The organism is Sorangium sp. So ce590 (genome assembly GCF_051521365.1).
GTDB lineage: Bacteria > Myxococcota_A > Polyangia > Polyangiales > Polyangiaceae > Sorangium.
Genome location: NZ_CP150346.1, coordinates 3,281,438 through 3,293,192, shown reverse-complemented (window position 1 = coordinate 3,293,192; position 11,755 = coordinate 3,281,438). Strand labels below are relative to the sequence as shown.

Annotated in this window: 7 protein-coding genes; 3 read left to right on the top strand and 4 right to left on the bottom strand. The window is 71.8% G+C overall.

Annotated features, from left to right (window positions below; translation table 11 throughout):
- Positions 1–103 precede the first annotated feature (103 nt).
- Positions 104–2,644 carry a hybrid sensor histidine kinase/response regulator gene (locus WMF28_RS12580; protein WP_437602430.1) on the top strand — a complete coding sequence of 847 codons (2,541 nt, stop codon included), beginning with the start codon at positions 104–106 and terminating at the stop codon, positions 2,642–2,644.
- A gap of 156 nt (positions 2,645–2,800) precedes the next feature.
- Here WMF28_RS12580 and WMF28_RS12575 read toward each other — a convergent pair whose 3' ends face one another.
- Together WMF28_RS12575 and WMF28_RS12570 are read right to left on the bottom strand one after the other, a co-directional pair.
- On the bottom strand, positions 2,801–3,175 hold the full coding sequence (locus WMF28_RS12575; protein ID WP_437602429.1) for a response regulator: 375 nt from the start codon (positions 3,173–3,175) through the stop codon (positions 2,801–2,803).
- 92 nt (positions 3,176–3,267) lie between these two features.
- Positions 3,268–6,411, bottom strand: a complete 3,144-nt coding sequence (locus WMF28_RS12570) for an ATP-binding protein (RefSeq protein WP_437602428.1) — start codon at positions 6,409–6,411, stop codon at positions 3,268–3,270.
- Between the two features lie 597 nt (positions 6,412–7,008).
- On the opposite strand from WMF28_RS12570, the gene WMF28_RS12565 reads away from it, so the two are divergent.
- Positions 7,009–7,941: a hypothetical protein gene (locus tag WMF28_RS12565; RefSeq protein ID WP_437602427.1), complete on the top strand. Its 933-nt coding sequence runs from the start codon at positions 7,009–7,011 to the stop codon at positions 7,939–7,941.
- A 156-nt stretch (positions 7,942–8,097) separates the two neighbouring features.
- Complete coding sequence (locus WMF28_RS12560) at positions 8,098–9,522, top strand: multicopper oxidase family protein (RefSeq protein ID WP_437602426.1); 1,425 nt, start codon at positions 8,098–8,100, stop codon at positions 9,520–9,522.
- Positions 9,523–9,621: 99 nt separating this feature from the next.
- Here the strand turns inward: WMF28_RS12560 and WMF28_RS12555 are convergent, their stop codons facing one another.
- Together WMF28_RS12555 and WMF28_RS12550 are read right to left on the bottom strand one after the other, a co-directional pair.
- A complete protein-coding gene (locus WMF28_RS12555; RefSeq protein WP_437602425.1) occupies positions 9,622–10,347 on the bottom strand; it encodes a hypothetical protein in 726 nt (241 codons plus the stop codon).
- Positions 10,334–11,722: a B12-binding domain-containing radical SAM protein gene (locus tag WMF28_RS12550; protein ID WP_437602424.1), complete on the bottom strand. Its 1,389-nt coding sequence runs from the start codon at positions 11,720–11,722 to the stop codon at positions 10,334–10,336. Before WMF28_RS12550 ends, WMF28_RS12555 begins: the two co-directional genes overlap by 14 nt.
- Between the last annotated feature and the right edge of the window lie 33 nt (positions 11,723–11,755).

Sequence of the window (11,755 nt, the reverse complement as noted above, 5' to 3'; positions counted from 1 at the left end):
ACGCTTGGAGAGCCAATGCCTCTCCGCGCCCCGGTTCAATCCGGAGAGCGGCTCCTCGCGGGAGGAGGAGGAGTCTCACGGCCCCTGCTGCTCCTGGAGAACGATGAATCGTCCGACAACGATGATTTCCGTGCTCGCCGACGCGACGCGCGAAGCGAACGCCACGCCGCGGCGCCATGCGGCCCCGGCCGCGCGGGGCGCCCGGGGCGGGGGCACGGAGCCGCCTCCGAGCGAGCGCGCGCCGCGCGCGGTCGTGTGGATCCTCGACGACTCGCCGCTGGAGGCCGAGATGGCGGCGTGCTCGCTCGCGGCCGGGTACGAGGTCCAGGTCTTCACGGACGCCGCGGTGATGCTGGAGCGCGTGACGGGGAGCGATCTCCCGGACGTCCTCGTGCTCGACCAGGTGATGCCGGGGATGTCGGGCAACGAGATCTGCGGCCTGCTCCGGTCGCGCCCCGCCACGGTCGGGCTGCCGATCCTCATCTTGACCGTGGCCGGGCACGAGCAGGACCTCGTCGAGGGGCTCACCGCGGGCGCCGACGACTACGTGGTCAAGCCCTGCCCCCCGGCCGCTTTGTCGGCGCGCGTCGGCGCGCTCCTCCGCTCGAAGCGGCTCCGCGAGCGGGCCGAGCGCGCCGAGCGGATCGCGGCGGTGGAGCGCGATCTGCTGCGCGCGCTCATCGAGCAGAGCGGCGACGGCATCATGGCGACGGACGAGCACGGGGCGCTGCGCATCTGCAACGGGGAGGCCCAGCGCCAGCACGGCGTGTACGCGCGCGACGCGAGCGCCGCGATCGAGGCGCTCCGGGCGAACGGGCTGCTCGCGCTGGACGGCCGGCCGCTGCGGCCCGACGAGGACCCGCTCCACCGCGCGATCCGGGGCGAGAAGGTCGAGAACGCGCGCTGGCTCGTGACGCGCCCGGACGGCTCGATCCGCGCGCTCGCCGGGACCGCGTCGCCGCTGCGGCACGCCGACGGATCGCCCGCCGGCGCCGTGCTGATCACGCGCGACGAGACCGACGCGCTCGAGGCGGAGCGAGCGCTCCGGGACAGCGAGGAGCGCTATCGCGTGATCATCAGCGCGCTCGAGGAGGGCATCACGCTCCAGGACGAGCGCGGGGTCATCCGCACCGCAAACGCGAGCGCCGAGCGGATCCTCGGGCGGCCTCTGGCGCAGCTCGTCGGGTCGACGCTGCTGGATCCGTCGAGCAAGATCGTGCGCGAGGACGGCTCGCTGTTCCCGTTCGAGATGTACCCCGCGCAGGTCGCGCTCCGGACCGGCGCGCCCCAGTCGGCCGTCCTGCTCCGCCTGGAGCGGCAGGACGGCTCGGACCTGTGGCTGTCGGTGAACGCGCAGCCGCTCCGCAGCTCGGACGGCGCGGTGGTGGGCGTCGTCTCCTCGTTCTTCGACATCACCGCGCGCAGGCGCGCCGAGGAGGAGCGGCAAGGCCTGCTCGCCGCGGCGCAGACGGCGAGGCAGGAGGCCGAGGCCGCGAGCCACCTGAAGGACGAGTTCCTGGCGACGATGAGCCACGAGCTTCGCACGCCGCTCACGGCGGTCCTCGGCTGGATCCGGATGCTGCGCACCGGCAAGCTCGCCGAGGATCGTCGCGAGAAGGCGCTGGAGACGGTGGAGCGCAACGCGCAGGCGCAGGCGCAGCTGATCGACGATCTGCTCGACATCTCGCGCATCATGGCCGGCAAGCTCCGGCTGGAGGTCCAGCCGATGGAGCTCGTGGCGGTGATCGACGCCGCGCTCGAGGTGGTGCGCCCGGCCGCCGACGCCAAGGGGGTGCGGCTGGAGCCGCTCCTCGATCCCGGGGTGGGCCCTGTCGCGGGGGACGCGGGCCGGCTGCAGCAGGTCATCTGGAACCTCCTCAGCAACGCGGTGAAGTTCACGTCGCGGGGCGGGGTCGTGCGCATCCGGCTCGAGCGCTCCGAGGCGTCGGCCGAGATCGTCGTCTCCGACACCGGTCAGGGCATCGATCCTGCGTTCTTGCCCTACGTGTTCGAGCAGTTCCGGCAGGCCGAGAGCGGCACCACCCGCAAGCACGGGGGGCTGGGCCTCGGGCTCACGATCGTGAAGAGCCTCGTGGAGATGCACGGCGGCACGGTCCAGGCGCTGAGCGACGGGGAGCTGCGGGGCGCGACGTTCATCGTCCGGCTGCCGCTCGCGGTGGTGCCGAGCCACGCCCGGGATCGCCGGATGATGTCGCTGCCGGGCACCTCCGGCGGGAGCGATCGTCCTCCGGAGATCGAGGGGCTGAACGTGCTCATCGTGGACGATGAGGACGACACGCGCGAGCTCCTCGTCACGATGCTGGAGCAGTGCGGCGCGCACGTGACGGCCGTGGCGTCGACCGCCGAGGCGCTGCTCGCGCTCAAGGCGCTGCGGCCTGACGTGCTCGTGTCCGACATCGCCATGCCCGGCGAGGACGGCTACGCGCTGATCCGCGAGATCCGCGCGCTCCCGGCGAGCAGCGGTGGGCGGACCCCGGCGATCGCGCTCACCGCCTATGCGCGCACGGAGGACCGCATGCGCGCCCTGCGGGCCGGGTTCAACACCCATGTCCCCAAGCCCATCGAGACGGCGGAGCTGCTCGCGGTGCTCGCGAACATCGCCGGATCGAGGGGGGACTCGTAGGGCGCCGACCGGATTGGCGTGGAGGCCCTGGGACGCTGCTGTGCTGGTGGAACGGTCCGACGAGCGATCAGAGGGGTACGGACTGTCGCCGAGACCCCTCCGGACTGTCGCCGAGACCCCTCCGGACTGTCGCCGAGACCCCTCCGCCGCCGGCTCTCACGCCCTCCGACAGCTCCGCTCGATGGTGTCCATCAGCTTCAGGACATCGAACGGCTTGCTGATCACCGCGTCCGCGTCGATGCCGGCGCGCTCCGTCCCGCCGCGCGCGGTCATCACCACGATGGGCATCGAGGCGAGCATCGGGTCGCTCTTCTGCTCGGCCCGGAACTGGAACCCGTCCATGACGGGCATCATCAGGTCGAGCAGGACCAGCGAGATCGACGACGGATCGTCCCGCAGATACTCCAGGGCCTCACGCCCGTTCGCGACCGACGCGACCCCATAGCCCTCGTCTTCCAGGAGCTCGCTCAATGTCCGGCGGATCGCGGCGTCGTCATCGACGATCAAGATGCGCTTGGTGGGGCGGCTCATCGTCATGCGCAGTCGCTCTCCTCCCGAGACAGCAGGGTCCAGCGGCGCTGCGCCCGCGGGCGGGCCCGCGAAGCCCGCTCGCGCCGAGCGCCTCAGCCGATCCCCGCGTCCGGCCGGTCCCGCGGGCCCGCGGCGCCAGGGCCGGCCAGCGGCAAGGTGACTTTGAAGGTCGAGCCCTCGCCAGGGACCGAGCTCACCTCGATCGAGCCGTCCAGCGCTTCGACCAGCTGCTTCGTGATGTAAAGCCCCATGCCCAGACCACCATAGTGCCGCGCCGACACGGCCCGCTCGAACCGCCCGAAGATCCGCCCGAGGTGCTCGGACGCGATCCCGATACCGTGATCCGCGATCGTGAACGTGGCCATCGAGCCTGTCGAGGTGACGACGATCTCGATGGGTTTTCCCTGACCATACTTGAGCGCGTTCGAGACGAGGTTGTCGACGACCTGCTCGAGCCGCAGCCGATCCCAGTTGCCGGCGGCGTCGTCGTCCGCGCTCACCGTGACCCGGGAGGCCGACTCCGCGATCTCGCCGCCCTCGTGGAAGCGGGACACAACCTGCCGGACGATCTCGGACAGCCGGACGGGCTCCAGCTCGAGGGCAATGCGCCCCGCGGAGATGCGGGAGATGTCGAGCAGGTTGTCGACGAGCCGCCTCAGCCGCTCGCCCTGACGGCGAACGAGCCCGAGCCGGTCCGTGAGCCACGCGAGGCGCTCCTTGTCGGGGCACAGCTCCGGCGCCCGGCGCGCCAGGATCTGGATCTGCAGCGAGAGCGGGGTGAGCGGCGTCTTCAGCTCGTGAGAGGCGATCGAGAGGAACTCGTCGCGCAGGGCGATCGCGCTCTGGGCGTCCTTGTACAGGCGCGCGTTGTCCACGGCCAGCGCGCAGCGGCGCGCGAGCTCCTCCGCGGCCGAGAGGTCGTCCCGGGTGTACCGGCGCCCGGATTGCGCGGCGATGAACGTCAGCGTCCCGAAGAGCCGACCCCGCCGCGCCAGCGGGATGCACATGGACGAGCGCCCCCCCATGGCCCGGATCACCCGGAGGTGCTCCTCGTCATGCGCGATGGCGCGCATGTCATCGTCCGTGAAATGCTCGATGAGCAACGACTCCTGCTCGATGAACACCCGGGTCGGCGGGTGCGCGCGGTTGCCGTCGAACCTGGGCGTGAAGCGCTTCGCCTCCTCGGCCAGGGCGGCCTGCGCGGGATCCGCGAAGGCCACGCCCACCCGCCGGAAGGCGCCCTCCTCCTCGTCGAGCAGGTCGACGAGGCAGAAGTCGGCGAGGACGGGCACCGCGAGCTGCGCGACCCGGGCGAGCGTCGTCGGATAGTCCAGCGAATCGGCGAGCACCACGCTCGCCGCGTCCAGGAAGCGGGGCAGCTCCAGCGCGCGCTCCCGCTCCGCGGCCTCGGCCGCCCTCCGCCGCATCCGCGCCATCTCGATCTGCGTCCTGACGCGGGCGAGGAGCTCGCGCGCCGAGAACGGCTTCACCAGGTAATCGTCCGCCCCCATGTCGAGCCCCTCGACGACGGCCTCGTCGCCCGCGCGCGCGGACACGAGCACCACGGGGACCATGCTCGTCCTCGGGTCGGCCCGGAGCTCCCGGACGAGGGCCACGCCGCCGAGCCCGGGCATCATCACGTCGCTCAGCACGAGGTCCGGCGGGCGCGCGAGCGCGGCCGCGAGGGCCGCCCGCCCGTCGGAGACCGCCTCCACGCTCCACCGGGGCGCGAGGAGGTGGACGAGGTACTCGCGCATGTCCGCGTTGTCGTCGGCGACGAGGATCCGGCCCTCGCCCTCCCGCGGCCACGGCCCCGGCGCGGCCCCGGCGCGCGCGTCCGGGCCCCTGGGCGCCGCGCCGCTGCATCCGCGCGGGGACCACTGCGACGCCTCGATCACGTGGAGGTTCGTGCTCGCCGGCGAGGGCGCGGGAGCCGCCGCGGCGGCGACCCGCTCGGGCGGCAGGTGCGCGCGGCCCCTCGGGATCGACACGGTGAACGCGCTCCCCCGACCCGGCTCGCTCGAGGCGCGCAGGGCGCCGCCGTGCACCTGGACGAGCTCCTGGACGAGGGCGAGCCCGAGCCCTGTGCCCTCGATGCTCCGGCAGCGGGCGCCCTGCACGCGGTGGAACCGCTCGAAGATGCGCGGGAGCTCGTCCGCCGGGATCCCGGTGCCGGTGTCGCGCACGCACAGCTCGACGTGGGCCGGCTGGGGCAGGAGCGAGACCGCGATCTCCCCTTCGAACGTGAACTTGAAGGCGTTCGACACGAGGTTCGACACGATCTTCTCCCACTGCGCCCTGTCGACGTGGACGGGCTCCGGCAGCGGCGGGCAGTCGACGACGAGCGACAGGCCCGCGCCCTCGACCAGCGAGCGGAAGGAGCTCGCGAGCTCCGCGGTGAGCTGCGCGAGGTCGGTCGGCTCGAACGACCTCTGGAGGCGCCCCGCCTCGATGCGCGAGAAGTCGAGCAGCGTGTTGACGAGCCGGAGGAGCCGGAGGGTGCTCCGGTGTACGGCGGCGAGGGCCTCGCCCGAGAGCGACCCCGCCGGGCGGGAGAGGGCGTCCTCCACGCGCCCGAGGATGAGGGTGAGCGGGGTGCGGAACTCGTGGCTCACGTTGGCCACGAACTCCGTCTTGAGGCGATCGAGCGTCGCGAGCTCGTCCCTGTGCCGCGCCACCTCCCGCTCGAGCCGCCGCTGCTCGGTGACGTCGCGCCCCTCGGCGATCATGAAGACGACGTTGCCTTGACGGTCCTTGACGGGCTTGAGGTTGAAGTCGATGGTGATGATCTCCTCTCCCTCGTTGCCCCCGAGGATCTCCACGTCGTACCGGACGAACTCGCCGCGCGCCGCGCGCCGCGCCGCGTCCTTCAGCCGCTCCTGGGCCTCCGGCGCGCCTTGCCACCAGCGGCAGTCCCAGAAGGGCACTCCGTGCACTTCCCTCCGCTCCACGCCGGCGCCGCGGACCGAGGCATAGTTCGACTCCCAGTTCGTGCCGTCGGCGTCGAGCAGGCCCCAGAACTGGAAGGCGCAGTTCATCGCGACCCGCGCCGCGAGGAGCCGCATCAGCCCGGACTCGCGCCCTGAGCTCGCGCGCGTGAGCTCCTGCTTCAGGAGCTCGGTGTCCTGGAGGAGCCGTTCCTCGGAGTCGTCCACGGGTCTCACGATCGTGAGGTCTTCCAGGCGTTCGATGAAGTCGCGCCCTTCCGCTCGTTCCTCGCTGCACCGCTGTTTCATCCCGTCGCTCATCACGCCTGCGATCGCTCCCCACAGAGGAAACAGCCCATCCTGAAGCGCATAGTGGACATGGAGAACCGCGCAAGGTCTGATCGCCTTGCCCTGGGCGGGCGAGCTTGTGTGGAGTTGGCCTGCGCCGAGGCGCGCGGGCGGGCGGGGCATCGGGGCGAGTCTACCCCCGCGCGCTCGGCCCGGCCGGCGGCCTGGCGGGCCGGCGGAGGCGCTCCGCGACGGCGCGTCGCGCGATATGGCGGACGCCGCGCTGCGGCGGGCGGTCGTCGTGCGCGGCCCGGTCCACGGCCGACGTGTCGGCGAGCGCGCGGGGGTAAACTCGCCCCAGGATCTGCCGCAAACCCGCCAGAACGACTCCCGGGGAGGGGCCGGTTCTGCTAAGAGCTGCCTGCCGCGCCGGAGCGCTGATCCCGCTCCGGCGCAAGCAGCGGTTTCACTCAGACCTACCGGCGAATGTGCTGCGCTGCGGCAGCGCGCATCTTCGGTCGACGGGTCCCTTCACCTTCGAGTATTCACATGACTTTTCATCGCGAGACTGCACGCTTTACTTCGGGTTGGATCTCCTGTGTTGCCCTCGTCGGGGCGATGTCCGTCGCGGCGGGCTGCGACGGATCGGGCGGCGGAGGGGACGGCGGCGCAGGCGGCGCAGGCGGCGCAGGCGGCTCCGAGAGCGTGAGCTCGGGCACCCCCGTCGCGGGCAGCGGCAGCGCCGGCAGCGGCGGCGGCGCCAGCAGCGGCGGCGGCAGCGCCAGCAGCGCCAGCGCCAGCGCCGGCAGCGGCGGCGGCGCCAGCAGCGGCAGCGCCAGCAGCGCCAGCAGCGGCTCGGGGGGCGCAGCCAGCACGTCGACCAGCGGCGGCGGGACGCCGACCGGCGCGTGCCCGCCGAACGCGACGTTCTGCTCCGGGTTCGAGGATGCGGGGCTCCCCGAGGGCGCCACCTACCGCCCCTCGTACCAGGCGGATCAGGCGGCGAACAACATGGTGATCGACACTGCCACCTTCCGTGCCGGCGCGAGCTCGCTGCACGTGAAGCCGGGCGGCAGCGGATACGACTGGAGGATGCTCTCCGTCGAGACGCCCGGGCCGACGTTCTGGGTCCGGCTCTACATGCGCAGCAGCGTGGATATCGGCCAGTCCGGTCACAACGCCTACTTCCAGGCGATGACCGGCGACGGCGAGCCCAACGCGGGCGACAACGTGGAGATCGCCGAGCAGTTCTGCCAGATCCTCTTGAACCAGCGCGACGACCTCGTCCTCTCCGAGGGGGCCACCGCGATGTGCGGGAGCGGCACGAAGCTCCCCAAGGACACCTGGCATTGCATGGAGGCCTACTTCGACGGCCCCCAGGGCAACGTGCAAGTCTACGCCAACGGCGACAAGATCATCGACAAGACCGGCTGGAAGAAGTTCGATTTCAAGACGTTCAGCTTCGGCTACCTCGGCTTCCACGGCCCCGCGCGCTCGATGTGGTACGACGACGTGGCGGTCGCGTCGGAGCGGATCGGCTGCGCCCCCTGACCCCACACGCACAGCCTCCGTGCAGCCCCTCGCGGCGGCGGAGCTCACCGAGCTGCGCGCGGATCACGCCTTGCAGAGGCGAGGCGCATGCTTTGGATTGGAGGCGCCTTGCCGCGCGCAAGGCGCAAAGGGCCGCGCGCAAGGCGCAAAGGATGCGTGTCCCCGGCGCGCTGCGGCGCAAATATTGCGGGTTTCCTGCTGCTCGTGACCCTGCTCGCCGGTTGCGGCGAGGAAGTCGCGCCGCCGGACCTCCGGCAGCCGGCGGGCTGGGACGACGCGCTGCGCCTGCCGGACGCCGAGGATCACGACCCCGCGCCCGACGTTGTCGAGGTGCACCTCGAGGCGAAGGCGGTCGAGATCGAGGTGATTCCGGGGCTCACGACCGAGGTCTGGACCTACAACGGGATGCTCCCCGGCCCGACCATCCGCGCGAAGAAGGGAGACCGCGTGGTGGTGAAGGTCCAGAACCACCTGCCCGAGGCGACGACCGTCCACTGGCATGGCCTGCGCGTGCCGGCGACGATGGATGGGACGGAGCACATGCAGAAGCCCATCGAGCCGGGTGAAGGCTTCGAGTACTCCTTCGACGTGCACGACGCGGGCACCTTCTGGTACCACCCGCACATTCGCTCGAGCCCCCAGGTCGGCGCGGGCCTCTACGGTGCGTTCGTGGTCGAGGAGGCCGCGGAGGAGGCGCAGCTCGGCGACGATCTGCTGCTCGTGTTGAGCGACATCGGCATCAAGGACGACGGCTCGCTCGCCCCTGCCGACGAGAGCGGATGGTTCGGCGATTACTTCGGGCGCGAGGGCTCGACCGTGCTGGTCAACGGGAAGATCCTGCCGACGATCGCGGCGCGGGCGGGTGTGCCGCAGCGCTGGCGCGTCGTGAACGCGGCGCGCGCCCACTACTTCCGCTTCGCCGTGCCCGGCCAGCCGCTCGTGCAGATCGGCGGAGACGGGGGCCTCCTGGAGCGCCCGCTACCGGTGGACGAGGTGACGCTCGTGCCGGGGGAGCGCAGGGAGCTCTACATGCTGCCCGTCGAGGGCGAGTCGGTGGTGATCCCGCTCCTCGACGCGAACCGATTCCACCTGCCGGCCGAGGAGGCGCCAAGGGACTTCATGCGTCTCGAGCTGGTCGACGAGCCTCCGGGGCACGGCGCGCCGCCGCTTCCCAGGCGTCTGACCGAGATTGCCTCGATCGACACCACGGGCGCGCGAGGACAGGCGGTGGAGTTCATGGAGCAGGGCAGCGCCGACGGCTCGGTGCTCGGGATCAACGGCCAGACCGACGGCTCGCTCATGCTGTTTGCGGAGACGAACACGGTCGAGGTCTGGACGCTGACCAACACCACAAACTACGATCACCCATTCCACCTGCACGGGTTCTTCTTTCAAGTGCTCGACATCGACGGCGCCGCGCCCCCCGTGCGCGCATGGCACGACACCGTCAACCTCGTGCCCGGAGAGACCGTGCGGATCGCCATCCCGTTCGACGACCGCGCCGGCATGTGGATGTTCCACTGTCACATCCTCGATCACGCGGACATGGGGATGATGGCGATGCTCCACTTGATGCCCTGAATACCCCCTTCGCCGCCGCTCGAGGCGGTCAGCGCCCCTCGTCACCGCATGCCGACAGGTCCTCCGCGCAGCAGCGGAGCATGGCTGACGCGGCGGGGCTCATCGCGGCAGCGCGCGCCTCGGCCCGCCCTGCCACCACCGCGCCTTCACGACGAGCACCCCGTACGCGAGCAGGAGCGGGACCACCGCGAGATACGAGAGCAGCGCGAGCACCAGAAGGACGCCGTTGACGCCGTCGTCCGCGGTCTCGCCCCGCTCGCGCAACCCTCCCATGATCGAGATCACACCGTCGGCCAGGTTGAAGTACGTGAGGACCGTCACGATCAGCGCGAGGGGCAGGAGCGTCGCGACGATCACCGCCGGCCAGCGCAACCCCACACCGCGCGAGAGATAGTGGACGAGCAGCGCGACGCGCCAGCTGGCGACCACCGCGAGGAACCAGAGGTTCACCTGGATGGCCGCGCTCATGGAGACGAAGCGCTCGACCGGGATCGCATAGAGCGCCGCCGGGGGCGCCGTCATCGTGATGAAGGTCAGGAGCTTCGTGTACGAGAGCCACGGCTCGCCCGGGCGCCGGAGCGGCGCCACGACGATCCACAGGAACGCGCACAGGACGGCGGCATAGACGATCGAGCCGAGGCCGGTCTTGCGCCAGACGCTGGCCGCCGGGTCGTCCCAGTACCGCCCGACGCCGACGAGCCAGGTGCAGGCCAGACCGAGCGCGAGGTGCCGCCCGTCGAGGCGCGCGAGCTCCTCGCGCGAGAGCCGGAAGGTGAGCAGCAGCCCCGCAGCGCGGGCGAACGAAGGTCGATCAGGGTTGCGCATGTCGTCCTCTGCGGGCGCGCGTGGCGCGCCGAAACCGGCTCCGCCGGCGCGCGGCCTCCTCCGGACGATAGAGCTCGCCCATCAGCCAGCGGAACCCCTGCTCGAGCTCCTCCACGCTCATCCGCGCAGGCCTGAAGGTCACGTCGAAGAGCGTGCACGCGTCCCAGAACACGGGGCGGAGCAGCCGCCCCTGCGCCTCGAGCGCGCGGTGGAGCGCGGTGCCCGGGAACGGCGTGAGCACCGTGATCTGCACCTCGGCGAGATCGCACTCCCGGGCGAACGCGAGCGTGCGCTCGAAGACGCCGCCGTCGTCCTCGTCGAAGCCGAGCACGAAGCAGCCGTTCACCGGGATCCCACGCTCCTGGATGCGGCCGACCGAGTCGACGTAGCGGGCCCGCTCGGCGGCCTTGAACCCCCGCGGCTCCGCGGCCCGGAGCGCGGCGGGGTCGGTCGACTCGAGGCCGATGAGCAGCTCGGCGCAGTTGGCCTCGGCGAGCAGGTCGAGGAGCTCCGGATCGTCGGCGACCGAGATGTCCGTCTCGGTAAACCACGCGATCGCCTGCGTGCGCCGCGCGTTGTACTCGGCGAAGAGCCGCGCGAGCTCCCGCGCCCAGGGCTTCTGCACGAACGTGTTGTCGTCCGCGAGCTCGATGAACGGCCGCGGCCACACCGCGACGATGGCGTCGAGCTCGCGGCGGATGAGCGGGATCGGCTTGCGCTTGTAAGGGCTGATCAGCCGGGAGGCGGCGCAGAAGGTGCAGGCGAGCGGGCACCCGCGCGTGGTCTGGAGCGTGAGCCGATTGTACCGCGCGATATCGAGCAAGTCGTAGCGCGGCGTCCGCGCGTCCTCGAGCCGGAACGCGGGCGACGCGCCGCTCCGGGCGCTGTAGCGGGGGCGCAGCCGGCCCTCGTCGAGGTCGTGGAGCAGCGCCGGCCAGAGCAGCTCCCCCTCGCCCTGGACGACCGAATCGGCGTGCCGCGCCGCCTCGTCCGGGAGCGCGGAGGCGTGCAGGCCGCCGAGGACCACGGTCACGCCCTCGGCGCGCAGCCGGTCGGCGAGCGCGTACGCGTCGAGCACGCGCGCCGCGAGCGACGAGACGGCGATGACATCGTAGCGGCCGTCCACGAGGCGCGCGACGTCCGCCTCGGTCACGGCGTCGAGCTCGCGGTACTCCACCTCCCAGCCCTCGGGCGTGTGCGCGGCGAGCGTGAGCAGCCCCAGGCTCGGCAGCGACGCGATGACCTCGCTGCGCTCGACGAAGCCCGGCAGCGTCAGCCCCAGGCGCGCGAGCTCCTCGTCCTTGACCCGCACGCCGCTCATCGCGAGCAAGAGCGCGCGACGCGACCTTCGCCCCGTCCTCCTCATGGAAGGCATGTCTCGATCCCTTCCGGCGGGAGACTACGGCAC

What these genes read in the sequence shown, in the direction of transcription:
- WMF28_RS12570 (WP_437602428.1), bottom strand. Translation starts at nt 6,411, where the DNA reads ATGAAACAGCGGTGCAGCGAGGAACGAGCGGAAGGGCGCGACTTCATC.
- WMF28_RS12565 (WP_437602427.1), top strand. Translation starts at nt 7,009, where the DNA reads ATGTCCGTCGCGGCGGGCTGCGACGGATCGGGCGGCGGAGGGGACGGC.
- WMF28_RS12575 (WP_437602429.1), bottom strand. Translation starts at nt 3,175, where the DNA reads ATGAGCCGCCCCACCAAGCGCATCTTGATCGTCGATGACGACGCCGCG.
- WMF28_RS12580 (WP_437602430.1), top strand. Translation starts at nt 104, where the DNA reads ATGAATCGTCCGACAACGATGATTTCCGTGCTCGCCGACGCGACGCGC.
- WMF28_RS12550 (WP_437602424.1), bottom strand. Translation starts at nt 11,722, where the DNA reads ATGCCTTCCATGAGGAGGACGGGGCGAAGGTCGCGTCGCGCGCTCTTG.
- WMF28_RS12555 (WP_437602425.1), bottom strand. Translation starts at nt 10,347, where the DNA reads ATGCGCAACCCTGATCGACCTTCGTTCGCCCGCGCTGCGGGGCTGCTG.